Origin of the sequence: Mucilaginibacter sabulilitoris (genome assembly GCF_034262375.1) — a bacterium.
GTDB classification, from domain to species: domain Bacteria; phylum Bacteroidota; class Bacteroidia; order Sphingobacteriales; family Sphingobacteriaceae; genus Mucilaginibacter; species Mucilaginibacter sabulilitoris.
Genome location: NZ_CP139558.1, coordinates 2,473,591 through 2,498,795, shown reverse-complemented (window position 1 = coordinate 2,498,795; position 25,205 = coordinate 2,473,591). Strand labels below are relative to the sequence as shown.

24 protein-coding genes are annotated in these 25,205 nt (G+C 41.2%); 16 read left to right on the top strand and 8 right to left on the bottom strand.

All coding sequences use genetic code 11. From position 1 onward, the window contains the following. Window positions 1-31 precede the first annotated feature (31 nt). The 4 genes from SNE25_RS10760 to SNE25_RS10745 form a co-directional block, all read right to left on the bottom strand. A complete protein-coding gene (locus SNE25_RS10760; RefSeq protein WP_321565102.1) occupies window positions 32-364 on the bottom strand; it encodes a YMGG-like glycine zipper-containing protein in 333 nt (110 codons plus the stop codon). 88 nt (window positions 365-452) lie between these two features. Then, window positions 453-1,259, bottom strand: coding sequence for an alpha/beta fold hydrolase (locus SNE25_RS10755; protein ID WP_321565101.1), 807 nt, complete (start codon window positions 1,257-1,259; stop codon window positions 453-455). Between the two features lie 10 nt (window positions 1,260-1,269). After that, on the bottom strand, window positions 1,270-2,586 hold the full coding sequence (locus tag SNE25_RS10750; RefSeq protein WP_321565100.1) for a gluconate:H+ symporter: 1,317 nt from the start codon (window positions 2,584-2,586) through the stop codon (window positions 1,270-1,272). Between the two features lie 126 nt (window positions 2,587-2,712). Next, window positions 2,713-4,170: a sensor histidine kinase gene (locus tag SNE25_RS10745; protein WP_321565099.1), complete on the bottom strand. Its 1,458-nt coding sequence runs from the start codon at window positions 4,168-4,170 to the stop codon at window positions 2,713-2,715. Window positions 4,171-4,360: 190 nt separating this feature from the next. Here SNE25_RS10745 and SNE25_RS10740 point away from each other — a divergent pair, with 190 nt between their 5' ends. Then, window positions 4,361-4,717, top strand: a complete 357-nt coding sequence (locus SNE25_RS10740) for a response regulator transcription factor (RefSeq protein ID WP_321565098.1) — start codon at window positions 4,361-4,363, stop codon at window positions 4,715-4,717. Between the two features lie 1,060 nt (window positions 4,718-5,777). After that, window positions 5,778-6,146 (top strand): response regulator, encoded by a 369-nt coding sequence (locus SNE25_RS10735; RefSeq protein WP_321565097.1) that lies wholly within the window; start codon window positions 5,778-5,780, stop codon window positions 6,144-6,146. 23 nt (window positions 6,147-6,169) lie between these two features. On the opposite strand, the gene SNE25_RS10730 is transcribed toward SNE25_RS10735, so the two are convergent. Together SNE25_RS10730 and SNE25_RS10725 are read right to left on the bottom strand one after the other, a co-directional pair. Next, window positions 6,170-6,679 carry a GbsR/MarR family transcriptional regulator gene (locus SNE25_RS10730; protein ID WP_321565096.1) on the bottom strand — a complete coding sequence of 170 codons (510 nt, stop codon included), beginning with the start codon at window positions 6,677-6,679 and terminating at the stop codon, window positions 6,170-6,172. Between the two features lie 74 nt (window positions 6,680-6,753). Then, the gene (locus SNE25_RS10725; protein ID WP_321565095.1) at window positions 6,754-7,896 is read right to left on the bottom strand and encodes a hypothetical protein; all 1,143 of its coding nucleotides are present in this window, start codon (window positions 7,894-7,896) and stop codon (window positions 6,754-6,756) included. A gap of 227 nt (window positions 7,897-8,123) precedes the next feature. On the opposite strand from SNE25_RS10725, the gene SNE25_RS10720 reads away from it, so the two are divergent. The 8 genes from SNE25_RS10720 (at window position 8,124) to SNE25_RS10685 (ending at window position 18,194) form a co-directional block, all read left to right on the top strand. Beyond that, entirely contained in the window at window positions 8,124-11,252 is a 3,129-nt protein-coding gene (locus SNE25_RS10720) for a tetratricopeptide repeat protein (RefSeq protein WP_321565094.1), read from the top strand. Window positions 11,253-11,286: 34 nt separating this feature from the next. Beyond that, window positions 11,287-13,158 (top strand): porin family protein, encoded by a 1,872-nt coding sequence (locus tag SNE25_RS10715; protein ID WP_321565093.1) that lies wholly within the window; start codon window positions 11,287-11,289, stop codon window positions 13,156-13,158. A 38-nt stretch (window positions 13,159-13,196) separates the two neighbouring features. After that, window positions 13,197-14,252, top strand: a complete 1,056-nt coding sequence (locus SNE25_RS10710) for an HU domain-containing protein (RefSeq protein WP_321565092.1) — start codon at window positions 13,197-13,199, stop codon at window positions 14,250-14,252. Next, window positions 14,249-14,962, top strand: a complete 714-nt coding sequence (locus SNE25_RS10705) for a MotA/TolQ/ExbB proton channel family protein (RefSeq protein ID WP_321565091.1) — start codon at window positions 14,249-14,251, stop codon at window positions 14,960-14,962. The genes SNE25_RS10710 and SNE25_RS10705 overlap by 4 nt, the downstream gene beginning before the upstream one ends. Then, entirely contained in the window at window positions 14,959-15,357 is a 399-nt protein-coding gene (locus SNE25_RS10700) for an ExbD/TolR family protein (RefSeq protein WP_321565090.1), read from the top strand. The genes SNE25_RS10705 and SNE25_RS10700 overlap by 4 nt, the downstream gene beginning before the upstream one ends. Before the next feature lie 107 nt (window positions 15,358-15,464). After that, on the top strand, window positions 15,465-16,277 hold the full coding sequence (locus tag SNE25_RS10695) for an energy transducer TonB (protein ID WP_321565089.1): 813 nt from the start codon (window positions 15,465-15,467) through the stop codon (window positions 16,275-16,277). A 23-nt stretch (window positions 16,278-16,300) separates the two neighbouring features. Next, window positions 16,301-16,750, top strand: a complete 450-nt coding sequence (locus SNE25_RS10690) for a helix-hairpin-helix domain-containing protein (protein ID WP_321565088.1) — start codon at window positions 16,301-16,303, stop codon at window positions 16,748-16,750. A gap of 133 nt (window positions 16,751-16,883) precedes the next feature. Beyond that, window positions 16,884-18,194 (top strand): bifunctional folylpolyglutamate synthase/dihydrofolate synthase, encoded by a 1,311-nt coding sequence (locus SNE25_RS10685; protein WP_321565087.1) that lies wholly within the window; start codon window positions 16,884-16,886, stop codon window positions 18,192-18,194. A 5-nt stretch (window positions 18,195-18,199) separates the two neighbouring features. Here the strand turns inward: SNE25_RS10685 and SNE25_RS10680 are convergent, their stop codons facing one another. Continuing rightward, on the bottom strand, window positions 18,200-18,715 hold the full coding sequence (locus tag SNE25_RS10680) for a lipocalin-like domain-containing protein (protein ID WP_321565086.1): 516 nt from the start codon (window positions 18,713-18,715) through the stop codon (window positions 18,200-18,202). A gap of 106 nt (window positions 18,716-18,821) precedes the next feature. On the opposite strand from SNE25_RS10680, the gene SNE25_RS10675 reads away from it, so the two are divergent. The 3 genes from SNE25_RS10675 (at window position 18,822) to SNE25_RS10665 (ending at window position 21,304) form a co-directional block, all read left to right on the top strand. Continuing rightward, the gene (locus SNE25_RS10675; protein ID WP_321565085.1) at window positions 18,822-19,178 is read left to right on the top strand and encodes a winged helix-turn-helix transcriptional regulator; all 357 of its coding nucleotides are present in this window, start codon (window positions 18,822-18,824) and stop codon (window positions 19,176-19,178) included. 84 nt (window positions 19,179-19,262) lie between these two features. After that, entirely contained in the window at window positions 19,263-20,255 is a 993-nt protein-coding gene (gene mgrA / locus SNE25_RS10670; RefSeq protein ID WP_321565084.1) for an L-glyceraldehyde 3-phosphate reductase, read from the top strand. A gap of 74 nt (window positions 20,256-20,329) precedes the next feature. After that, window positions 20,330-21,304: a Gfo/Idh/MocA family protein gene (locus tag SNE25_RS10665; RefSeq protein ID WP_321565083.1), complete on the top strand. Its 975-nt coding sequence runs from the start codon at window positions 20,330-20,332 to the stop codon at window positions 21,302-21,304. Between the two features lie 105 nt (window positions 21,305-21,409). Here SNE25_RS10665 and SNE25_RS10660 read toward each other — a convergent pair whose 3' ends face one another. Then, a complete protein-coding gene (locus SNE25_RS10660) occupies window positions 21,410-21,586 on the bottom strand; it encodes a DUF6496 domain-containing protein (protein WP_167516215.1) in 177 nt (58 codons plus the stop codon). A gap of 201 nt (window positions 21,587-21,787) precedes the next feature. Here SNE25_RS10660 and SNE25_RS10655 point away from each other — a divergent pair, with 201 nt between their 5' ends. The 3 genes from SNE25_RS10655 (at window position 21,788) to SNE25_RS10645 (ending at window position 25,197) form a co-directional block, all read left to right on the top strand. Continuing rightward, window positions 21,788-22,882: an AI-2E family transporter gene (locus SNE25_RS10655; RefSeq protein ID WP_321565082.1), complete on the top strand. Its 1,095-nt coding sequence runs from the start codon at window positions 21,788-21,790 to the stop codon at window positions 22,880-22,882. Between the two features lie 353 nt (window positions 22,883-23,235). Then, a complete protein-coding gene (locus SNE25_RS10650; RefSeq protein ID WP_321565081.1) occupies window positions 23,236-24,195 on the top strand; it encodes a 3',5'-cyclic-nucleotide phosphodiesterase in 960 nt (319 codons plus the stop codon). Window positions 24,196-24,309: 114 nt separating this feature from the next. Continuing rightward, window positions 24,310-25,197: an alpha/beta hydrolase gene (locus SNE25_RS10645; RefSeq protein WP_321565080.1), complete on the top strand. Its 888-nt coding sequence runs from the start codon at window positions 24,310-24,312 to the stop codon at window positions 25,195-25,197. The last annotated feature ends 8 nt before the right edge of the window (window positions 25,198-25,205 follow it).

The window sequence follows — 25,205 nt, the reverse complement described above, 5'->3', positions numbered from 1 at the left end:
TCCGGAGGCTTTTTAACCATTTTTAACATTACTAATTAGTAGTTATCGTGGTGGTGGTTTTAGTATAGTGATGGTGATGCCTTGGATGGGCCTTGCGCCAGGCACGTCTTTTTTTCTCGTCGGCGCGACGTTTTTCGTTACCTATAATATAGCCGCCGCCTGCTCCCAATGCACCCCCAATAAGTGCCCCTTTAACATTGTGGCCAATTAAACCACCTGCCACAGCACCGCCCGCGCCGCCAATAATGGCGCCTTTACCCTGCGGACTAATATCTTTTTTCTTTTTTGTTTGCGCCTGTGCATTCAATGTGAGCATCAGCAGAAATGCCACAAATACGCAAACATATATCATTAACTTTTTCATAAGTGTTAACAAATTGTACTTCACTACACTTACGCAAATAGCAAGCCGTATACAAAAAAGTTCAAAGGAAGGGCAATTAAGCCGGTAATTACTTCAGGAAACCAAGCACATCTGTCGAAAACTGTACACTTCTGCCTGCACTATTATGATCGCCTGGTACATAACTTAATTTTGATTGAGGTATAAGTTTGTTTAATCCGGTTTCTGATCCGTTCTCTTTGTCCTCCGTACCGCGAATGATCAATACCGGGATCTGTACCTTAGCCAGTTCCTGTTTACTGGTAGATGGCTGGTATTTTTGCTGCAGGGCAAGCGCCAGTTCATCAAAAGGGTTACTGTGGATGTATTTCATCATATCATCCACATCATGCAGGGAAGTATCGCCCATGAGTGCTTTATAAGCATGTACCCGTCTTGTCCAGTTTGGATTGGTATAAGCATCGCCCATGCCACCCAATACAGCTTTTTGCACCCGCTGTTTGTCTAAAACCAACAGGCGTGAAGCAATGATGGAACCACGCGAATAACCTACAATATCATATTTTTTGAGGTTTAAACTATTAGCCAAACCTATTATATCTTTAGTCTCAGCATCATTAGCGTAAGCGGCATCAGTGTGCGGCTTGTCTGACCGGCCATTACCCCGCTGATCAAGTATAATCACTTTGTAACCGGCGTTCAGCAGATCGTTATAAAGAGGACCTCGCTTCCAACCCTCGCCTGTGCCCGAAAAGCCATGTATAAGTATCACCGGGAAACCTTCACCTTTTACCTCGTAGTATATTTTTGTACCGTCAAACGAGGCATAATAATTACCGGTCTGCTGAGCATAAGTACTATTGCTTATCAGCACTATCATTACCAGAGCAATTACAGGGGCTACATATCTTTTCATAGCGGTTAATTTACTTTACAAACTGATTAATGATCAATACGCCAATTAAACCAATTACCGAAACCAATGATTCCATCACCGACCATGATTTGATGGTATCTTTTATACTGAGGTTAAAATACTCTTTATACAGCCAGAAACCGGAGTCATTTACATGCGAAAAAGCAAGGCTGCCAGCACCGATAGACAGCACCATTAAATTAGGGTTTACATGGTTTTTCGTTACTACCGAGACAACAATACCTGCGGCTGTTAACCCGGCCACCGTAGCCGAACCTAAACTGATGCGGATAATAGCCGCTATTACCCAGCCCAAAATCAGCGGCGGCAGGTTAAACTGCTGTAGTTGCGAAGCTATCTGATCACTTACACCACTGGCGGTTAACACTTCCTTAAAAGCGCCGGAGCCAGCTATAATGAGCAATATGAGGGCTATATCTTTTACGGCATCGGTAAAATTGCCGGCAAGCTTGCCCATAGTATGACCTTGTTTTATACCCAATGTAAAAGTTGCCACAATAAGGGCTATCAGCATTACTATAGACGGATCGCCGAGGAAATTCACAATTTTCAACAAGCCCGGATCTTTAATACCCAGGAAGGGGAAAAACGCAGTGAGCATCAATAACATTACCGGCAGCAGCGCGGTAAAAAAGCTATTAAAAGCGCCGGGTAACTTATCTGCATGCAGCTCTTCGGCCCTGAAGGTTGCCAATGGTTCGGATGGTATTTTTTTCAGGAACTTTGCAAACACAGGCCCGGCAAGCACAATAGCCGGAATGGCTATCATCAGTCCGTAAATAAATGTTGTGGCCATGTTGGCGTGAAACAGCACTACCAACGCCGATGGCGAAGGGTGCGGCGGTAAAAACCCGTGTGTAACAGAGAGAGATGCCAGCATGGGTAAACCTATATACACCGCGGGCAATTTATATTTATATACTACCGAAAATATGAGCGGCACCATCAGCACAAAACCAATACCATAAAACAAGGGGATACCTATAATAAAGCCGGCCGTCACCAATGCCCACTGGATATGTTTTTTGCCAACCGCGTTAACCAATACTTCGGCAATTTTTTGTGCGGCGCCGCTTATGGCAACCAGTTTGCCCAGCATGGCGCCCAAACAAATAATGATAAGCAGCTGGCCTAAAATATCGCCCATACCTTTTTGCACCGAGGCAGTGACCTTATTTATGGGGATACCCAGCATTAAACCTGCCGCAATAGATACTAAAAGAAACGCGATAAACGGATTAACCTTACCCCAGCTTACCAATAAAACAAGCAGGATAATGCAAATCAGGATAATTAGTAATACCATAATTTTAAAACTGTTATACGTATGGGCAAATAGCTTTATGAAATTAAGCCATGTGTAATGCGTCTAAAGTAATAACAATATTTGAGTTTCGGATTTTTAGAGATAAAACCATTGCAATTTAGCCGGTTACCCTTGCAACGGCAGTAAGAAGTAAAATTCAGATCCCTTACCCTCTTCACTTTCAACACCAATTGAACCATGGTGAAGTTTAATAATCTCGGCTGATAAGTAAAGGCCTATGCCAAAACCCGACTGGCCACGGGTGTTTTCATCGTCTACGCGAAAAAAACGCTGAAATATTTTTTGCTGATCTTTCGGTTTCAGGCCTATACCCTGATCTTTTATGCCCACTCTTAAACTTTCGACTTCTGTTTTTGCGGTTAGGGTTATAGTACTGCCGCTTGCAGAATATTTTACAGCGTTATTTATAAGATTGCCAAGTACCTGGGATATCTTTTCTTTATCCGCCTTGATATAAATAGGTGAGCCGGCATTAAATACGATGTTATGGCCCGGGGCAGCAGGCATGCTATCAGCTATTACCTCATTAATGAGTGTGTTGATATCAAAATCCTGGGTATTAAGCCGTAACCTGCCCGATTCAATTTTTGACAGGTCGAGGAATCCATGTATCAGCCTCGTCATCTTATTGATCTGTCTTTCAGATTTTTCAAGCGCGCTGATGTAAAAAGTATCGCTCCTTTTTTTTGCGCTTGCAAGCAGCAATTGTATATAGGCCTTCAGTGATGTGAGCGGTGTTTTTAACTCATGGCTCGCCATTGCTATAAAATCATTCTTCATGATCTCATCCTGCTTGCGTTCGGTAATATCATTGGTAGTGCCCAGCATGCGTAAAGGCTTGTGCTGCTCATTATATATCACTTTTCCTCTGGTCTTTACCCAATGTACAGAGCCGTCGGGCCATATAATACGGGCTTCGTACAAATAAATACCGGTTTTTATGGCCTCTTCAAGGGCCCTGGATACTATAAGCTTATCATCCGGATGAACGATATCATACATTTGCTGCCGGGTAACTTTCTCTTCCGGATCAAGCCCCATCATTTCGATAAGCGTTGGAGAAGTAAAAATAACATCTTCTTCCATATCAAGATCCCAGGTACCAATTCCTGTAGCCTCAATTGCCAGGCGCAGGCGTTCCTCGGCATCTTCCAGAAGTTGCCTTGCTACCACCTGTTTGGTTACTTCGGTAGCAATGATCATAACGCCGGTTACGTTATTGGCGGCATCTTTAACCGGTTTATAAACAAAGTCGAAGTAAAACAGATTGTCGCGATCATTACGGTTAAGCCATACTTTAGTTTCATAACCATAGTGAATATGATGACTTTTATAAACATCATACAACAATTTAACGTAGGTTTGCTTATCATGTCCTGCCATAGCCACGGCAAGCGGCTGACCGATTATATCATGCTGCCTGCGCCATAATTCGAGCATGTGTTCATTGGCCGATTCAATGATAAGTTCGTGCCCCCTTAAAAAACTGATAGCCACCGGGGCCTGCACAATTAAATCATTAATATGCTGCGCCTCCATTGTATTTTGCTCACTATTTTTCAAAGTTTTTAATTAGAACAAAAAATTTACTAAAAATGGACCTTTTTTGTAACTCTATAATATAAAAATAGTTAAATTTGCATGTTAATTTATCCGATAAGTTTTTTATTCGAAGCTGTTGCCATTACCTTGTATATTAGTTTAGCGTATACGTTAGTACCTTTTCGGCCTTTTCACATTTTTAATATTTTTTATGTCAAAACGTATTTTGGTATTGGATGATAATCAGGACATATTAGATATCGTTCATGAAACACTCACTTATGAACAGTTCGAGGTAAAAAGCACTTCAAATAGCGTTGATGTACTACCTTTAATGGAGCAATTTATACCAGACCTGGTTATATTGGATTACCGCGTTGCAGGTACTACAGGCGGCGAAATCTGTAAAAGCATTAAGCTACACCCCCAATTTAGCAGCACACCGGTTATTATATTTTCGGCCTATTTAAATAACGACAATCATTTGCTTAATTACGGTTGCGATGGCGTTATCAATAAGCCATTTGATTTATCAGAACTGGTTGAAAAGGTTAATAATTTAATATAAAACCCGCATTTATATTTTCGTGAAGTTAGTTCTGCTGATAATAATATCATTATTGAGAGCTGACTTAGCTGTTTACAATGGCTATAAATTAGTTAAGCTCACAGGTAAATATTTTATTATAATTAATAAATATTAAAAAAGCATTCGCTAAAAACCATCTTTATTTCATTATTAATTTAATTACGAGCAAATTTCAATCAATTACTCAATAATTAACATACATGGTTAAGATATTGATAATTTTTTTATTTTTGTTATCGTAGCTGATTTAAATAAATAATAATATATAAATTCCACGGATCGTGTTATGGTGATTTCTATAAATGAATCCATAAAACCAGCAAAGAGAAAATTGCCTTTGTGCCCACGGTGTAAAACAGAACTTGATAGCAGGGTACCCAGAGGCTTTTTTGTAAAAACCTTATTATTCTTTCTTCCTATTAAACGGTACATCTGTTACAGGTGCCAGCGTAAACGATACATACTGCGTTAATCAATTAATTATTTTTTCTCTTTTCAATTAATCAATACTTACTTATTGGTAAGTTTTAATTTTCCAGTCCTTCATTATTATGGAAGGTATTGTAATTTGTGCCCCTCTATTTATTTGTAGTGAGCGACCTAAGTATAAGCAAATCCAAAAGAAAGAAATATCACTGCACTAAATGTGGTGAACCGTTCCATTTTCAGTTAAAAAGAAGCTGGTTTACAAAAAGAGTTTTGTTTTTTTTACCTGTTAGAAAATATTTCTGTGCAAAGTGCAAAAGAGCAAGCTATGTTTTTATAAATTGATCCTATTAATCTGAAGGTGCTTTATAAACAGCCTGTATATTAAAGCGAGCATTTGAACAGGTACTTAAAATGATGCTAAAACAATTTATTATTTTATTTTTTGCAGTGCCGCAGCTTTAAATTTTCGCTTGGTTAAGTATAAATAAAAATACACAATTGAATTTTAAGCATTTAACAAATAAAACTGGTATAAATATTGTGTAAGTGTATCAGATGCATTTATTATCATTTTAAAGGCAATTTGTGGAAGTAGCTTAAAATAGACAATATGAGACGGATATTAGCTGTAGATGATGACAGCGACATTTTAGAAGTGATACAGTACATACTTGAAGATTCCGGGTATGAGGTTGAAACCCTCGCTAACGGACATCAACTTCTTGACAAAATAAAAGAAAACCAACCCGACCTGATATTGCTTGATATTATGCTGGGAACTTTGGATGGGCGCGATCTGTGCCGAAGTATCAAAACCAATAAAGAAACACACAATATTCCTGTAATACTGATATCTGCAAGCCACGATGTTTCCAATTCATTAAACCAAATAGGGGCACCAGATGATTATATAGCCAAACCTTTTGATATTGATGTTTTACTGGGAAGCATAAGCCGGCAATTGAATGCTGCTGCCTAACATATTAACCCCTATAATAAAAGTTATTTCTTAAATATTTTAAATATCGCGCCAAAAAACCAGTTCTCTTCTGCTTTCAACATGGTTTCTAATGTTTTATTCACGTTATTAGCTAACTTATTGATATTAATTACCGATGAGTTAAATGCCTTAAAAGCCGGGTCTTTTTCATCTCCCTTAACTTCCGACAGTTGACCTAATATTTTGATGACCGGGTCAAGCTCACGTTTTTTCCGTTCTTCTGCTACACGCCGGGCTATTATCCAGGTATCTTTCTCCGCATAAAAATATTCTTTACGCTCTCCTGTTTTATGCTGCTTTTCAACCAGGCCCCAGTCAATCAGATCGCGAAGGGTCATGTTGGCATTACCACGTGATATACTAAGCTCGGCCATTACCTCCTCGGTGGTTAACGCCTCGGGCGAAACCAGCAGCAATGCATGAACCTGCGCCATGGTACGGTTAATCCCCCACTCCGATCCCAGCTTACCCCAGGCTTCAATAAATTTCAACTTTGCTTCTGCCAATTCCATGTACAAATGTAAAAGAGTTTTTAAACTTTCAAAAATAAATGAAAGATAATTTACCCTCTCCTATCAATCTGCACTCAGGGCTTAAAACGTCCCAATTCCTTATCAATCTTTTCGTTCCATTGCTGCTGCGCCATTTGGTTGATGCCATGACTGGTTTCATTATCATACTCATCCTGCATTACGTTCATTTCATGAAACGCTTCCAGGTAATATACATTAATATACCCATCATAATTATCAACCGGTAGTTTTTCAGATCTTATCTTCTGCTTAAAACGTTCAGCAATTATTTTTACAATATCAAAATGCCGCTGTTCATGATTCAGGCTATAGGTGTTGTTCCCGCCAGACCGTACCCATGCGGTGCTTTTGGGCAAAAATGTCTTGATAGCGAGGTTTACATTTATTATTCCATTTACAATCTCCACCCGCTCGTTGTACCCAATACTGGGCAAAACCGAGGCCTCGTACTTCTCCCCTATTGGCGCGGCTTTAAAATCGTCCCATCGCAAAGGTCTTTGAACCGAATAATAAATAGTATCACCTTCGGGCTGCTCAGTATAATCGCTAAACGTTACTTTTACCCCTTTCGCCAGCTTTATATTGGTATTGGCCTCGCGGTTTATCCAGGTGTTAAAATAAACCAGCCCGGCCTGGAGCACATTCCTAAATAATGGTTCTGTATCATATTGTTGCGCAGTGGTACGGTAATAGGTAGAAGTGGTTCGGTAATCAATTAAATGATTACTGTCATAAACCCTTTTCAAATCAAACGATAACAACGCTTCCATTTTACCTTCTACCCGTCCATCGGCTTGCAGGCTTTCGGTAAGTTTTAATTTTTTTATCCTGATTATAACAGGGCGTAAGGTCTTGTTGGGCGGTATGCTATAATTAACAAATTGCATAACGGTCGCTTGTGCACCGTCTTTTAAATCTAACCTATATAAGGGGGTAGTGGAGACAGTTCCTGATGTTGGCAAAAGCCAGGCTACGGCGCCGCGGTCGGCCCGTTCATCAATCACCGCAGCTATGTAAAATTCCCTGGGTTGTACCGGCAAACGCTCATTATTTAAAGCAATAGGCGGCGCTGTTTTCTGCGCTTTTAAAGCCATTGGAAAAAACAGAAAAACAAATAACCATGATATACCAAACAACTGCAGCCGCTTTGAAAAGCGACCCATTAAAACAAACATCAACGGCACACAATACACCATGTTATATAATGCTTAATTGTTAAATAAATTGTACCTATAAAATACAATTTATTACCTTTGGCACCATCCAGCTATGGCCCTGTTCAATAATTTTAAAGTTTTCCACACACATATTATCTTACATATTACCTTCGTTAAGGTAAAGGTGTTTTCCACATTTGTTAATTACTTATGTTAACCGCTCTTTTTCGTTTCGCTAATTTAGCAACATCGTTAGTATGCGCTTTATGATCAAAATTAAATACATCTCCCTGTTAATCCCGGTATTTATTGTTTCAACAGCCCGTGCCCAGCAAAACCCTTCCTCACAAATTTACCGTACTTATCACACGGCTATTGATCTGATGGACAAGGGGAAGTACGTGGCCGCTGTTGAGCAATTTCGTCTTGTGGAAACATCCCGACTTAAAACAAGCACTCAGCCCCAATTTGAAACTGAGCTGTCACTAGTTAAAGAAAACTGTCAGTATTATGAAGCTTTTTGCGCTCTTAACCTGGGCAACGACGATGCAGAAAGCATGTTTTTGCGCTTTATAAAAGAACATCCCGAAAACCCTTTAACCAAGCTCGCCTATTTCCAGATTGGTAAGTCGTACTTTAAGCAGGGTAAGTACCAGGACGCGCTGCGCTGGTTTGATAAAGTGCAGGCTGGTGAACTAAATGGCCATGATAATACCGAATACAAATTCCGCAAGGGATATGCATATTTCTCTGTTAACGATTTTAAAAATGCCCAGCTCCTTTTTGCCGAGGTGAAAGCAAGAAAATCGGAATTTACCGAGGATGCCACCTATTACTTTGCTTACATAGCTTATCTAAATAAGGACTATCACCTGGCTCTGGCAAATTTTGAAAGGTTAAAAAATTCAAAGAAATACGAAAAAAGCTACCCGTACTATATCTCGGCAGTTTACTTTCTGGATAAACGCTATGACGATGTGCTGAACTACGCGGTACCTATTGTAAACAGCACCCGCCAGGAGCACGAAACCGAAATGCTGCGCATTATTGCCGCCTCGTATTTTGCCAAAGCCAACTATGATAATGCGGTTAAATATTACGACCGTTTTCAGGCACGCGACCAGGGTAAAACACAAAACACACAGGACAGCTATCAAATTGGTTACACTTATTATAAGGTGGGCAATTACGCCAAAGCCGCTACCGAACTGGAGCGCCTGATTGAACAGGGCGACGTATATAGCCAAAGCGGTAACTATACCCTGGGCGATGTTTTCCTGAAAATGAATAACAAGCAAAGCGCCCGTAATGCGTTTTTAGCCGCTTCAAAACTCACTTACGATAAGCAGTTACAGGAAGACGCCTTATATGAATACGCAAAGCTATCGTACGAACTCGATTTTAATACCGAAGCGCTGGCTGCAACCCGCATGTACCTCAAAAACTACCCTCGCTCACGCCGTAACGATGAGGTAAAAATATTACTTGGCGAAGAGCTGTTGAACTCGCGAAACTATAAAGAAGCAGTTGAGATACTGGAACCCATCCCCAATAAATCACAAAGCGCGCAGATAGCTTACCAGAAAGTTACTTACTACCGCGGGCTGGAGTTTTATAATGAACGCGCTTTTGAAAATGCCATAGGTGTTTTTCTGCGCTCACTAAAAAACCCCATTGACCCCAAAACCGAGGCATTAACCACCTATTGGATGGCTGAATCTATGTACGAGGTACGCAAGTATGGCGAATCGGTCGAAAACTTTGAGCGCTTCCTGAGCATGCCCGAAGCTAAGGAAACCGATCTGTCAAACTACGCCAACTATGCCCTTGCTTATGCCGCTTTTTATGGCGAACAGTATAAAAAGGCTGCTAACTACTTTGAAAAGTTTTTACGCGGTGCCCAGATAGATCAAAATACCCAGAACGATGCTATTACCAGGCTCGGCGATAGCTATTTTGTGCTAAAAAGCTACAGCACAGCCCTTGATTATTATAACCGCATTATTGCCATGCACAACCAGGGTGAAGATTACGCCTTGTTTCAACGCGGTATGATACAGGGTTTGCAGGGGTCACTGGATACCAAGATAGGCACCCTAAATGATGTGCTAAACACTTTCCCTAATTCAGATTATGCCGATGATGCTTCGTTTGAGATAGCTTATACCTATTTCCTTAAAAACGATGGCGACAGGGCAAAAACAGATCTGAATGCCATGATCCAGAAATATCCAAACAGCAGCTATGTGCCGCGTGCACTGGTTACCATTGGCTTAATTGACTACAATGCAGGTAATGACGACCTTGCCGTTGAATCATTTAAAAAGGTAATTGCCGATTATTCATCAACAGACGAGGCCAAGCAGTCGCTGAAACAAATTGAAAAAATATATACCGATAAAGGCGATGCCCAAACTTTTATCAACTATGCTACCAGCACTCCTATTGGTAATTATACTACTTCGCAACAGGAAGATATTATGATCACCGCGGCTAACAATCTTTACTTAAAAGGCGACTGGCAGGGAGCTCTTGGTGCTGTTAATGCTTATTTTGATAAGTTCCCGAGCAAACAGATCTATGAAAAGCAGGCCCGCTTTATTCGCGCGCAAAGCTTAGCTAACCTGAACCGCACTGCCGAGGCTGTTGTTGATTATAACGTTATCCTGAACGATTGGACAAGTGCTTATACAGAGAAATCGCTTGTAGCCATGGCCAAGCTATACATCGGGCAGAAAAAATATAACGACGCTGTTGTATTCCTGAAAAAACTGGAAACCAACTCAGAGTTTAAGGAAGATTACTCTTATGCTATCAACAACCTGATGCTTTGCTATGCCCAAATGCAAATGCCTGATGACGTATTAAACTATGTTAAACAGGTAAGAAGCAATGATAAGGCGGCTCAGGAAGACAAGTTCCGTACCGGTTTATACGCTGGTCAGGCTTACCTACAAAAAGGCGATACTACCGCGGCTGTTAAGGAATTTGACTACACCGTAACCAATACCAAAACCGTAGCTGCCGCCGAAGCTAAATACAATATCGCCAATATTGAATATTTAAAGGGCAGATACAAAACATCGCAAAAAATGTGTTTTGATTTGGCTAAGGAAATGCCCAACTATGATTACTGGGTAGCCAAAACCTATATTTTGCTGGCCGATAATTATGTAAGGCTAAAAGATAATTTCCAGGCTAAAGCTACTTTGCAGAGCATTATTGATAATTATAAAGGCAATGACGATATATTATCTACAGCCAAACAAAAGATGGGGATATTAACAGGTAAACCTATAAAAATAGAAACACCGGCCCCTGATACAACAGCAACTGATACCACCGGTAATAACGCTGCCCCGGCAGATACTACTAAAACCCCCGGTCAAAATTAACAGGATGGCAAAGAATAATATAAAAAGACAAGCAATGAAATTAAAGTACATATATACGCTGCTTACCTTAATAATAGCATTATACTTTGTTCCTGCACACGCGCAAACAAAGAAACCGGTAAAAAAAGCGACTACCAAAGCAGCAACCAAAAAAGTAAAGAAGCCTGCGGCCAAAACGCCGGCTCCTAAAAAAACAACTGCCCCTGCAAAAAAAACCGCTACGGCAGCATCAAAGAACTTAGGCGACGCGGCGGCTAAAGCTACTGCCGATACCACCAAAAAAGGCGGAGGCAAAGACAATAACCCCGATAGCGGCGGCAGTCTTTCTGAAGAGATTGTAGTTACTACGGCTTATAAACCGGTATTGGCCGATGCGGTAAAAATACGCCGAAACCCTGATCTGGAAGATAAAGTACCTTTTAAGGCACCACTGGTATACGCTCCTTTGGATAAAAGACAGGAGCAAAATTCTGAGATCAGGCAACTGGAAGCGATGAAAAGACCACCTGAACAGGATTCTATACTTGAAAACAACTATGTTAAAGCAGGTATAGGAAATTTAAAAACGTTTTTTGGCGAAGCGTACTTTGCCAACGGACGCGATGAGGCCCTGCAGGTTGGCGGCTATCTGAAACACTTTTCACAATCTGGGTCATTAGAAAAACAAAGCCAAAGCCGCGATGATGTAGGTGTATTTGGCAAAAGCATACTCGGCGATAATAACATCAGTGGTCGTATCACCTATAACCGTTTGGGTACCAATTTTTATGGCTATGATCAATCTCAAGCGCCTGATGCCAGCTTTATCCCCGGCAAACAACATTTCAATACCATTGGTGCCGAAGCCGAACTGGCAAAAAACTATAAGGATGTAGAGAATGATTTTACCTACGCCTTAAAAGTAAAAGGATACGCCTTTAGCAACGCGTACCAGGCCAGGGAAAACAACTTTGTAATTTCAGGCTTTTTGAACCAAACCGTTAAGCAGTTTTATGCGGGCTTAAGTGCATCCCTTGATATCAATAGCCAGAAAGACAGTCTTTACAGTATAAGCAATAATATTGTAAGGCTTAACCCGTACATTAAGTTCCAGGGTACTAATTATAAAATCGACGCGGGTGTAAACATTGTAAAAGAGTTTGGTGAGTTTGGCAAGTTTTACATCTTCCCGGCTGCCAAGTTAGAGGTGCAGGTAGTACCAAAATACGTACGCTTGTTTGTAGAGGCCAAAGGCGATGTTAACCGTTCCTCTCTTCGCGATTTTGCTAATATCAATCCGTTCATAGGTCAAAATATCGATATCAAGAACTCGGTTGACCAGCTGGATATCAGCGCCGGTTTAAAAGGAACGCTTGCACCGGGGTTAAGCTTTAAGGCAGCCGTATTCCGTAACAGCATCAAGAACATGCCGCTGTTTGTAAGCAACTTTGATACCGAGGTAAACAAGTTTAAAGTGATATATGACGATGGTAAAGCGCGTGTAACAGGCTTTAACGGCGAACTTGATTTTAAAGCCAGTGATGACTTTAATATTTTTGGCCGCGTAGAGGTTAAGGACTACAAAATGGCTACCGAAGCGCAGCCATGGAACCTGCCAAAATTCCTGTTAACGGCCGGAACAACTATCCACATTGACGATAAAATAAGCGTTACCGGTTCATTAATGTTCCGCGGAGCAACAAATGACAGGGTATTTGCTATTGCACCAGGTGGAGGCAATTCTGTAATGGTTCAAAAACCTATCGCATCGTTTGCTGATGTAAGCGGTGGCGTAGAATATAAAGCAACCAAAAAAATATCGGTATTTGTACAGGCAAACAATATTCTGAACACAGGTTATTCAAACTGGTTATACTATCCTAACTACGGATTTAATATCTTTGGCGGCGTTGGGTATTCTTTTTAAGCCTTTTGATGTTTTATAATTAACCGTATTTTTAACGAATGGATATAGCCAATTATTTAAGTGAACTGTTAGGTAGGCATGGTAAAGTAAGCGTACCCGGCCTTGGTCACTTTGCACAGGTTCGCGTAAATGGCTATTATAATGATGCGGAGGGCAAGTTTTATCCACCGGGTTATCAGATACAGTTCAATCCCGAACTGTTAGAAGAAGATGATATCCTGGTACAATATATTGCCGAAAAGAAAAAGATCTCGCTGGCATCATCTAAATATTTCACCGAGAAATATATTACCGCTTTAAAGCAGGAGATTGCTTTTAACGAGGTTGCATTTTCAAATCTGGGCTGGTTTTATATGGATCAGGGCCAGGTTGCGTTTAAACCCCAGGAAAAACATAGTGATGGGCCCGATTTTTACGGCTATGCCCCCATCGCCATTAAAAAATTAAACCAGGAACCTGAAAAAGCCGTTCCGCCTCCGCTGCCGGTGGCAATGTCTGCAACGCTGGTTACGGAAGAAGGGCAGCCCCAGGAATATGTTGAAGAAGAACCTGAAGAAGTTAAGCGCTCTGTAAATGTTTGGGCAATTGTATTGATTGTTGCAGTAGTGATCGCTGTTGCCGTTTTCGGTCTTTATAAATACAATCCTGCTTTGTTTGGCGCTGATCAGCAGGCAACCAAAACGGCTGCCGAGCAACCTAAAGATCAACCAACAACAAAAGCCGATACGGTTATACCCGATACTACCCAAACAGCCCCTCCGGTGCTGGATACGCCTTCAAAGGCAATTTCTAAACCTGATGCAGCGTTAGATAAAACAGCGGCAAATACTACTGATACAACAGCAGTACCTGAATATGTTATATTTGCCGGCTCATTTAAAAAACAGGCTACAAGTGATCTGGCTATTAAAAACTATAAAAGTATTGGCATTGATGCCCGAACCCTAAACGGCCCGGGTACCGGCAAACTTATAAAAGTAGTTATTGGCCATTTTAATACCTATAAAGAAGGCGAAACCTTAAGACTTAAATTAGTAAAATCAGGAAAATTAAGAAAAGACTCTTACACCCAAATTATTAACCAAAAGAAATGACGTTATTATTAATACAGCAAATAGCAGATACCGCTAAACACCTTGCAGACACAGCCAGCCACATCACCCAACCAATAACCACACAACCCGAAGAATTACGCTTTGGCGACCTGTTAATAAAGGGCGGCTGGGTAATGGTGCCCATAGGTATTTTAGCTGTCTTGGGCCTGGTGATATTTTTTGAGCGTTATTTCACTATCCGCAAGGCTTCCAAAAACGAGGCTAACCTGATGCTGCAAGTGCGTTCAAGCATTCATTCAGGCAACCTGGAGTCGGCAATAGCACTTTGCCGAAATAACAATTCGCCGCTTGGCCGTATGCTGCAAAAAGGCTTACTGCGTATTGGCAGGCCTATAAAAGATATTGAAGGCGCCATTGAAAACGTAGGCAAACTCGAGGTATCAAAACTGGAGAAAAATATAGGTATTTTAGGTATAGTTGCCGGTATTGCGCCCATGTTCGGTTTCCTGGGTACCATTGCGGGTGTAATTAAAATATTTTACGATATATCAAAAACAGATAACATCAGTATGGGTGTTATATCTGGCGGTTTATATGTAAAAATGGTAACGTCGGCCGCGGGCCTTATGGTGGGTATTGTGGCCTATGTATGTTATCACATTTTAAACATGATGGTTGATAAAGTGATATTAAGCCTGGAAACCGATGCTATTGAATTTATTGATCTGTTAGAGGAGCCAAGCAAATGAATTTAAGAAAAAGACATAGGGGGGCGTCGGCAGAGGTACACACATCGGCTATGAACGACATTATGTTCTTCCTGCTTTTGTTCTTCCTTATCGCGTCTACAGTTACCAACCCAAACGTTATTAAATTGGTACTGCCAAAATCGTCAAGCGGTCAGTCGGTATCAAAAAAAACAATTACGGTATCGGTAACCAAAGATCTGCGATATTACGTTGATAAAAAGGAAGTTCCTGTGGATGCCCTGCAAACTACTTTATCGGGCTATAAAACGCTGGCAACAGAACTAACCATTGTTTTATATGTTGATAAAACTGTAGCCATACAAGATGTGGTACAGGTAATGGATATAGCACAAAAATTAAACATCAAACTGGTTTTGGCGACGGAACCTAAGTAGTATGAAGTAATTTGTATCAAGTATCACGACCCTCAAAAGGTTAATACCAAAAAAATCTTGATACTTGATACTAACTACTTGGTACTGAATATTGCTACTAAAATAAAATGGAATACAGGGAAGAAAATAACTATCCGAAAGCGTTTTTGGCAACAGGCATTATTTTGGCTGTGTTAATAGCTGCTTGTTATTTTATTGTGTTTCAAAATCCGCCGAAACAAGAGGAAGGAACCGGGGGGATACTTGTAAACTACGGGACCGTTGATGAAGGTACGGGAAACGACTATATGAGCACCGAGGAACCTTCTGTTGCAGAAAAAGCCAACAATACAAAACCTGATAAGATCACCCACGAAAAACCAACTGAAGAAAAACCCACGCCGCAAAGCAGCGATAAAACTGTAGTTACGCAAAATACAGAGGATGCGCCTGAAGTTGCCGCGCCTACAAAAAAACCATCAAACACGGTTGCTACACCTGAGCCGGTAAAAACGCAACCAAAACCTACCGTAAATCAAAATGCTTTATATAAAGGCAAAGCTACAACCGGTACCGGCGAAGGCGACGGAACGGGCAGTACCCCGGGTAACCAAGGTAAACCTACAGGTACAACACTTACCAATAATTATAACGGTACGGGCTCTGGTAACGGCGGTAACCTCAACCTGTCGGCGCGTAACTTTGTTAGCAAACCCAATGTTGACGATGGTAACCGTTTCACCGGTAAAATAGTAATTGAAATACACGTTGATAAAGCGGGTAATGTAACCTATGCCAAGGCAACCCGCGGCACTACCATATCTGATTTTAACCTGATTGAAAAGTGCGAGAATGCCGTTAAAAACGCCAGGATCACCTCGCTTGATACCGCACCCGATACGCAAACGGGTACGGTAGTGTTTGTATTTAAAGTGAATTAGTGTTCAGTCCTGCGTTTTCAGAAATGACAGCCATTAAAAAAAATATCGATTTTGAATTTACTGCCACTGAAAAGCAACTATTAAGAGCTAAAGGCATTACGCTAAAAAGCGTTTCAAACTTTGCTATAGACGAAATAGCGACCGTTGTAAATGCCAGTCCCCAAAGAGCAAAAACGCTGTCCGCATTATTTGAATTTCAAAGTATCCCGTCTGTAGGGATCCGGTTTGCTCATGACCTGATGTTGCTGGGATACTATAACCTGACTTCGCTCAAGGATAAAACAGGATCAGATTTATTGAATGATTATGAAAAAGCGATAGGTCATCGGATTGACCCTTGTTTAGAAGATCAGTTTCGGCTGATAGTACACTATGCCAATCATCCTGATAGTGCCAAAAAATGGTGGGATTTCACCAACGAAAGAAAAGCTTTCAGAAGCAACCATGGCTACCCTGCTGACCGGCCCGCGTAAATTGAAATGTGCATATAATTATTAACTGCAAAAGAATATTACATTTAGCAGTGTCTCTTTCCAACACATCCGTATTACCTTTGCTTTAATGATGGTTCTTTATAGCATTACTGTGAACCATCAACCATGATCTATGAACTACCAGCAAACCATCCAATATTTATATACTCAGCTCCCCATGTTTACGCGTGATGGGGCTTCTGCATTTAAAAAAGACCTGACCAATACACTTGAGCTTTGCAAGCGACTGGGCAACCCACAGCATCAGTTTAAAAGTATTCATATTGCCGGTACCAATGGTAAGGGTTCTACATCGCACATGCTGGCTGCCATTTTACAAACGGCCGGGTATAAAACCGGGTTGTACACTTCACCACATTTAAAAGATTTCAGGGAGCGTATCCGGGTAAACGGACAAATGATCAGCGAGCAAACCGTTATTGATTTTGTGGCCCGTCATCAAACTGATTTTGATGAGATAGAGCCATCGTTTTTTGAAATGACAGTAGCGTTGGCCTTTGATGTTTTTGCAAAGGAAAAGGTTGATATAGCCATTGTTGAAGTAGGCCTTGGCGGTAGGCTCGACTCCACCAATGTGATCACCCCGCTCCTTTCTGTAATCACCAATATAGGCTGGGACCATATGAACATGCTGGGAAACACCCTGCAACTCATAGCCGGCGAAAAGGCGGGCATCATTAAACCGGGCATCCCGGTTGTTATAGGTGAAAACCAGCCCGAGATTGCACCGGTTTTTATTGATAAAGCTAAACAGCAAGACAGCAATATTAAATTTGCATCGGACGAATGGACGATTGGGGATGATTCAAAAGTTAAAAATCAAAACTCAAAAACACAATTTGAGTACACAGAGCTTACAATAACCCATTGCTCGCAACTCACAACCTATTACTTAAAGCTTGACCTTACCGGCATCTACCAGCAAAAAAATATAAAAACCGTTTTATCGGCAGTTGATGAGCTGCGTATGCAGGGTTTTGTGATAACTGATAATCATATAGCAACCGCTTTGCGGCAAGTAAAAACCCTTACCGGGCTGCATGGCCGTTGGGAGGTATTAAACATGCAGCCGCTAACCATTTGCGATACCGGCCATAACCCCGACGGCATTCAGGAAGTAATAAAAAATATTGCGGCAACTAATCATAAGCATTTACATTTTGTGATGGGTATGGTAAACGATAAAGACATCACCAAAGTTTTGGCCATGCTGCCAACCAATGCCACCTATTATTTTTGCAAGCCGGATATTCCCCGGGGTCTGGATGCTGAAAGCTTAAAACTGCAAGCTGAAGAATTTGGTTTACACGGAAATACTTACATCTCGGTAAAGGCGGCCCTGCAATCGGCGCAGGCCAATGCAGGCGATAACGATCTGGTTTTTGTTGGGGGCAGCACCTTTGTGGTGGCAGAAATAGTATGATTTGATCAATCCACCCGTTTCCATTCCACTTCTCCGGTTACGGCCCCTCCGGTAGTTGGCGCCGGGACAATATATTTAAAAATATTGCCAGCAAATGTAAAGGGGCGTTTTTGCTGTGTGCCTTCCCAATTAGGGAACGAAGCATGGTTAATATAGAAGGTGATCGTGCCTGCTGACTTGTCAATGTTGTAAGTTCCAAAATGAGCATTGCTGCCTTTTATAGCTTCCCTGTTCTCCTCATCAGTACCTTTACTTTTGTCGTTTGCTACAAATTTAGCCCTGTCCGCACTAAATATCTGTAGCGCATAATTACCGTTTTTATCCAAAATGAGCAAACCTTGCGGGCTATCACCATACAAATGCACTCTGCTGCCGTCTGCCAATATATTATCAACAGCAACTAATGTATATGTTCCGGCAATATCCACAGCGGTGGAGTTAGGCGATAAGCTATTGTTTTTTTGCGCAAGAACAGGCAGGCTGCTAAAAATAGAAAATATCAATATCAAGGTTCTTTTCATATATCAAAGTTATATTTGCTACGTACCTTTATCAAGTAGGCACAAAAAAGTAGCCTGCTTACAAATAAGTTACCATGCTGTATATCAACTATTTTATTTTAATATAATGGATAAAAAAGTAAACAGGCCGGCACCCAAATGTGGAATTGACTATGCATTTCAGCGCATTGGCGGCAAATATAAAGGCCGTATTCTTTGGCGATTGAGGGTTGGAACTTTACGATATGGTGAGTTGCGTAAAACAGTGACCGGAGTAACATCAAAAATGCTTACCCAGGCCTTAAGGGAGCTGGAAGACGACGGACTGATTAGTCGTAAGGTGTATGTTGAAGTACCTCCCCGGGTTGAATATACGCTCACCGGCACAGGTAGCGAGCTGCTTCCATTTTTATCAGTTTTAAGAGATTGGGCCAAAGAGCAAATGCTGATAAATCATATTGAAGCCATGCCTGGCCGTTCTTAACCTAACAAAATATTTACTTCCGTTATTTATATAAAGTTCTATTTTTACTTCTCACAAAATCAATATAATCCCCACATATTTTATATGACATACGTACCCTCAGCAAACAGATATCAAAAAATGCAATATCGCCGCTGTGGTAATAGCGGTATTAAACTTCCGGCTATTTCACTGGGCTTGTGGCACAATTTCGGCCATGTAGATGTAACTGAAACCTACCGCGAAATTTTACATCTGGCTTTTGACAGCGGGATAACCCATTTTGATCTGGCTAATAATTATGGGCCGCCTCCGGGCTCAGCCGAAGAAAACTTTGGCCGCATTTTAAAAGAAGATTTCCGTGGCTATCGCGATGAAATGATCATATCGAGCAAAGCCGGTTATACCATGTGGAATGGTCCTTATGGCGATTGGGGATCAAAAAAATACCTGGTTGCCAGTTTAGATCAGAGCTTGAAACGTATGGGGTTAGATTATGTAGATATATTTTACCATCATCGTCCGGATCCTGAAACACCACTGGAAGAAACCATGAGCGCGCTTGACCTCATTGTTCGTCAGGGGAAAGCTTTATATGCCGGTATTTCCAACTACCCGGCTGAAGAGGCGGCAAAGGCTATCGCTATTTTAAAAGATCTGGGCACGCCTTGCCTTATCCACCAACCTAAATATTCTATGTTTGAGCGTTGGGTTGAAGGTGGTTTACTGGAAGTTTTGGGTAATTCAGGCGTAGGCTGTATACCGTTTTCACCATTGGCACAAGGCTTATTGACCGATAAATACCTGCACGGCATCCCCGAAGATTCAAGAGCTGCAAAATCAACCGGGTTCCTGCAAAAAAGCCAGGTAACCGACGAAAGGATAAATCAGGTAAGGCAGCTGAATGATATTGCCCTTAAACGCGGACAAACACTGGCTCAAATGGCGCTGGCCTGGTTGCTTAAAGACACTCGTGTAACTTCGGTTTTAATTGGCGCAAGCCGCGCTGCGCAACTGGCCGATTCATTGAAAGCATTGGACAATATTGAGTTCTCTACCGATGAACTAAGCCAGATAGAAACGATATTAGCAGCTTAATCAGCAGATAAATTATAATCATTATTAATCATATTATAAAATCTCCCCCAAAGGGGGAGATTTAGAGGAGGCTTATGAGCAATATCAATTGGGGTATTATAGGTTGCGGCAACGTGACTGAAAAAAAAAGTGGTCCGGCGTTTAAAAAAATAGCTGGCAGTGATCTGGTGGCAGTGATGCGCCGTGATGGTGCCAAAGCCGCCGATTATGCACAAAGACACCAGGTAAGCCAATGGTATAACGACGCTGATAAACTAATGGATGAGGCCGGTGTAAACGCCATATACATAGCCACTCCCCCTGCTTCACATTTAGAATATGCTTTAGCCGCCTTGCAAAAAGGGCTCAACCTATATGTGGAAAAACCCGTTACCCGCAATGCTGCCGAAGCCAGGGCTATGGCCGAAGCCGTAAAACAAAGCAACTCCAAATTAACAGTTGCTCATTATCGCCGTGCTGTACCCATGTTCCTGGCAATTAAAGAACTTATAGACCAGAAAAAAGTTGGCGATATCCGCACCGTACAAATCAGGATGTGGCAAAGCCGCAAACCCGAATTGATAGCCAAAACGGAGGACAACTGGCGTGTACAGCCTGAATTATCGGGGGGCGGCTATTTTCATGACCTGGCACCTCATCAGCTCGATCTGATGTTATATTACTTTGGCGAACCTGAGATGTATCATGGCTTTTCGCTTAATCAATCAAACTCCACTTCTGCCGATGACCATGTTTGCGGACAAATACTGTTTAAGAACAAGGTAGTGGTAAATGGGTCTTGGTGTTTTAATGTAGCAGAGAATCAAACAACCGATACCTGCGAAATTATAGGAACTGAAGGTAAAATCACCTTCCCGTTTTTTGGTAATTATGTAACCTGGAAAACAGACACTGAAGATGAAACCATAACTTTTCAGCACCCGCAGCACATACAGCAACCGATGATTGAAAAAATAGTCGCTTATTTTAAAAATGAAGGGCCAAACCCCTGTGCTATTGAAGAGGCTATAGTATTAATGGATATTATGGACGCGTTCACTCAACATTAACATAAAAACAAATATCAATTTGTCATTCTAAGCGTAGCGAAGAATCCATTCAGCGAGCAGATTCTTCGCTACGCTCAGAACGACATAGTTTGTTTAAAACAAACTTCAACTTTTCTTTTTAGGCACTTTGGCGCCTTCTTTACGTGCTTCTGATAAGCCAATAGCAACAGCCTGTTTTTTGCTGGTTACTTTTTTACCACTACCGCTCTTCAATTTGCCTTCTTTCATTTCGTGCATGGTTTTTTCAACCTTCTCCCCTGCTTTTTCTGAATACTTTGCCATAATTTTTAGTTTTAAGTAGATAAATTAATTAAGACAAAAAAACTGCCAAAAAATTATTTAAATAGCTTTTAGTTCAGGGCAGCATCAGAAATAAAGAACAATAAAAAATGAAACGATAATTTATTGTATCCATTTATTGTTTAACTTCAAACATCTGATACCAATGTATGTTACCAACTGAAAAACACTGAACCAACTGATATGCCCGCGAAAAAACTGATAGCCCCATTTTATGAACGACTTGCATTAACATTAATAGGATTTCTGGCACTCGGCTACCTCATTATTATAGGTAAAGATTTGCTCGACCCTATGGTCTTTGGTTTCATATTTGCCATTTTGCTGTTACCGGTTTCGGAGTTCCTGGAAAAAAGATGCCGCCTGCCACGCAGCGCGTCGTCCCTGGTGTCTATACTATTATTAGTAGCATTGGTTTTTGGCATATTATATCTGGTAGGTTCGCAAATATCAAATGTGGCAAGTGACTGGCCCATGCTTCAAAATCAGGTTAAACAATCGCTGCATGATCTGCAGGAATGGATACAGAGCACTTTCAATGTAAACGCCGCCAATCAGTTATCATATGTAGATAAAACAGCAAAAAAGATCATGGCCTCAGGTACCGAAGTATTAGGCACCACTTTCGGGGCTATTTCGTCATTGATGCTGTTTTATGTGTTCATCATGATATTTACCTTTTTTATATTGCTTTACCGGCGCTTGCTGCTCCGTTTTATCATTTGGGTTTTCCGCGATGAAAACACTCATGTTGTGATGGATATTGTGGAGAATATTCAATCCATCCTAAGGCAATACATTCTTGGCCTGCTCCTGGAGATGGTGATCGTGGCAGCCGTAGCTATTAGTATTTTCCTGCTGATAGGAATAAAGTATGCAGCGCTGTTGGGTATTATTGTGGGCTTGTTTAATATTATACCTTATATTGGGATATTTACTGCTTTGCTGCTAAGCGCCGTGATAACATTTGCCACGGGAAACATAAAGGAAACCTTATTTGTAGTTGGAGGTGTTATAACCATACACGCGGTTGATGCTAATTTCCTGTTACCTACAATTGTTGGTTCCAAAGTAAGACTTAACGCCCTAATATCATTTATAGGCATTATATTAGGCGAAATGATATGGGGTTTATCGGGCATGTTTTTATCAATACCGGTAATTGCCATTTTCAAGATCATATTTGACCGGATTGAAAGCCTGAAACCGTGGGGATATTTGCTTGGCGGCGATTACGAATATAAGAAGGCCGCTGCCGCGGAGTTAAAGGTAGAATAATCTTTTCTTAACAAAAAATTAACAGCTTTAAAACAAGTTCTCTTTTAAAGTTAGGGCATTTATTTTTAGTTTTAGGGTCACTAATGTCCCCTAAACTAATGCAACTCGTTACTACCCCGCCGCGACCTATTTACCGGTGCAAAAAGTGTAAAGAAATTCTCAACATCCGTCGTAAAAGAGGTCTGATCGTTAAAACGGTTTTCTTTTGGCTGCCTTTAAAAAAATTCTTTTGCACCCGTTGCCTCAAAACGCGTTATCATTTTTAAACACATTACAGCGGGTTGCTTAATTGTTCAGTATATCACTAATTTAGTGACTTACAAAGCAAAGTCCGCCATTAAAAACACACCAGAATGTATCGTAAACAAACTGTATTGGTCATTTTAAATATCCTGCTGCCTTTGCTCATGCTGGCGCAGTCAAAAAACAATCCGGCGTTCAGGCTCGTTCCTTTGGGTGTGTTGGGTGGTATCGATGAGAGCAATTTATCAGCCTACATGCTGGCTCCAACCGGCAGCAATAATTATATATGCCTTGATGCCGGCACACTACACTATGGTATTCAAAAAGCAGCAGTCAATAAAGTTTTTACTGTTCCCGGCGATAAGGTATTAAACCAATACATCAAGGGCTATTTTATATCACATGCTCACCTCGACCATATTGCCGGCCTCATCATCAATTCACCCGAGGATAGTACCAAAAACATCTATGGTTTGCAAAGCACCATTGAAACCATCAAAACCCACTATTTTACCTGGGAAAGCTGGGCAAACTTCGCAGATCAGGGCGAAACTCCTGCCTTAAAAAAATACCACTACCAGGTACTTGTACCCGGCACCGAAACTACTATTGAAAACACTGATCTTAAAGTATGGGCATTTCCGCTTAGTCACTCTAACCTTATCAGTACCGCTTATTTAGTAAACAGTAATAATAATTACATTTTGTACTTAGGTGATACCGGGCCAGATGCTATTGAAAAAAGCAATAACCTGCAAAATCTTTGGCAGGCCATTGCGCCTTTGGTAAAAAGTAAAAAACTAAAGGCCATTTTAATTGAAGTATCGTTCCCTAATGAGCAACCCGACAAAACGCTTTTTGGTCATTTAACACCTCACTGGCTTATGGCCGAAATGGACAAATTGGCCGCGCTCACCAGCCCTGATGAATTGAAGGGATTAAATATTGTGGTTACTCACCTTAAGCCGCCTGTAAGCAGCATTACCAAAATTAAGGCGCAGCTTAAGGCTGCCAACAAACTACAATTAAACCTCATATATCCGGAACAAAGTAAGGCCCTTAATTTTTAGTGACCGCCTGTTAATAATTCGTATATTCCAATTAAGGACGCGAAAGCTATAAAATTCTTTAATGAGGAAAATGTTTTTATATATTGGTACCTGATACCAGCCAGTTGAAAACCTATGAAAATCACTCAGAAACTTCTGCTTTTTTGTTTCATACTGTCCGTTAGCTCTGCATTTGCCCAGCGACAAGGCAAGGTAATAGAAGAACAAACCGTTAAAAGCCGCATTTTAAAGCGAAACGTAAAGTACACCATATACCTGCCTGCCGATTATGAAACGGCAAACCGTAGCTACCCTGTGGTGTACCTGCTGCATGGATATACTGATGATAATACTGGCTGGCTTCAATTTGGCGAAATAAACCGCTATGCCGACAAAGCTATTGCCGAGGGCACAATCCCGCCTATGGTTATCGTAATGCCCAATGCCGATTCGAGCTGGTATATCAACTCTTATGACGGAAAAGAGAAATATGAAGACTTTTTCATCAAAGAATTTATGCCCGACATTGAAAAGGCTTACCGCATAAAAACCGAGAAAAAATACCGGGGCGTGGCAGGCTTATCTATGGGTGGCTATGGCACTTTAATATATGCCCTCAAATACCCGCAACTATTTGCAGCAGGGGCCGCATTGAGCGCAGCTGTATTATCTGATGAACAAATAACTGATATGCCCGATGCCAACTGGGAAAAGATATTCGGCCAGTTATATGGCCGCGAGCTTAAGGGTAAAGACAGATTGACCAAAGCTTGGCAGGATAATTCTGTTCTTGGCCTGGTACAAGGTAAAACCACCGAGCAATTGAGCAGCGTGCGCTACTGGATTGATTGTGGTGATGATGATGGTCTGAGCAGAGGCAATTCTTTGTTGCACATTGCCCTGATGGAGAAAAAAGTAGCTCACGAGTTCAGGGTACGCGATGGCGCCCACAACTGGACCTACTGGCGCACTGGCATTACCAATGCCCTACAGTTTATTGGAGATAGTTTCAGGCAAAAATAATTTCAAAT

Coding starts and splice junctions, on each gene's coding strand:
- mgrA (WP_321565084.1), top strand. CDS start 19,263: ATGACATACGTACCCTCAGCAAACAGATATCAAAAAATGCAATATCGC.
- SNE25_RS10715 (WP_321565093.1), top strand. CDS start 11,287: ATGAAATTAAAGTACATATATACGCTGCTTACCTTAATAATAGCATTA.
- SNE25_RS10710 (WP_321565092.1), top strand. CDS start 13,197: ATGGATATAGCCAATTATTTAAGTGAACTGTTAGGTAGGCATGGTAAA.
- SNE25_RS10675 (WP_321565085.1), top strand. CDS start 18,822: ATGGATAAAAAAGTAAACAGGCCGGCACCCAAATGTGGAATTGACTAT.
- SNE25_RS10655 (WP_321565082.1), top strand. CDS start 21,788: ATGCCCGCGAAAAAACTGATAGCCCCATTTTATGAACGACTTGCATTA.
- SNE25_RS10695 (WP_321565089.1), top strand. CDS start 15,465: ATGGAATACAGGGAAGAAAATAACTATCCGAAAGCGTTTTTGGCAACA.
- SNE25_RS10700 (WP_321565090.1), top strand. CDS start 14,959: ATGAATTTAAGAAAAAGACATAGGGGGGCGTCGGCAGAGGTACACACA.
- SNE25_RS10750 (WP_321565100.1), bottom strand. CDS start 2,586: ATGGTATTACTAATTATCCTGATTTGCATTATCCTGCTTGTTTTATTG.
- SNE25_RS10725 (WP_321565095.1), bottom strand. CDS start 7,896: ATGGTGTATTGTGTGCCGTTGATGTTTGTTTTAATGGGTCGCTTTTCA.
- SNE25_RS10680 (WP_321565086.1), bottom strand. CDS start 18,715: ATGAAAAGAACCTTGATATTGATATTTTCTATTTTTAGCAGCCTGCCT.
- SNE25_RS10735 (WP_321565097.1), top strand. CDS start 5,778: ATGAGACGGATATTAGCTGTAGATGATGACAGCGACATTTTAGAAGTG.
- SNE25_RS10740 (WP_321565098.1), top strand. CDS start 4,361: ATGTCAAAACGTATTTTGGTATTGGATGATAATCAGGACATATTAGAT.
- SNE25_RS10665 (WP_321565083.1), top strand. CDS start 20,330: ATGAGCAATATCAATTGGGGTATTATAGGTTGCGGCAACGTGACTGAA.
- SNE25_RS10760 (WP_321565102.1), bottom strand. CDS start 364: ATGAAAAAGTTAATGATATATGTTTGCGTATTTGTGGCATTTCTGCTG.
- SNE25_RS10705 (WP_321565091.1), top strand. CDS start 14,249: ATGACGTTATTATTAATACAGCAAATAGCAGATACCGCTAAACACCTT.
- SNE25_RS10645 (WP_321565080.1), top strand. CDS start 24,310: ATGAAAATCACTCAGAAACTTCTGCTTTTTTGTTTCATACTGTCCGTT.
- SNE25_RS10660 (WP_167516215.1), bottom strand. CDS start 21,586: ATGGCAAAGTATTCAGAAAAAGCAGGGGAGAAGGTTGAAAAAACCATG.
- SNE25_RS10685 (WP_321565087.1), top strand. CDS start 16,884: ATGAACTACCAGCAAACCATCCAATATTTATATACTCAGCTCCCCATG.
- SNE25_RS10720 (WP_321565094.1), top strand. CDS start 8,124: ATGATCAAAATTAAATACATCTCCCTGTTAATCCCGGTATTTATTGTT.
- SNE25_RS10730 (WP_321565096.1), bottom strand. CDS start 6,679: ATGGAATTGGCAGAAGCAAAGTTGAAATTTATTGAAGCCTGGGGTAAG.
- SNE25_RS10755 (WP_321565101.1), bottom strand. CDS start 1,259: ATGAAAAGATATGTAGCCCCTGTAATTGCTCTGGTAATGATAGTGCTG.
- SNE25_RS10650 (WP_321565081.1), top strand. CDS start 23,236: ATGTATCGTAAACAAACTGTATTGGTCATTTTAAATATCCTGCTGCCT.
- SNE25_RS10690 (WP_321565088.1), top strand. CDS start 16,301: ATGACAGCCATTAAAAAAAATATCGATTTTGAATTTACTGCCACTGAA.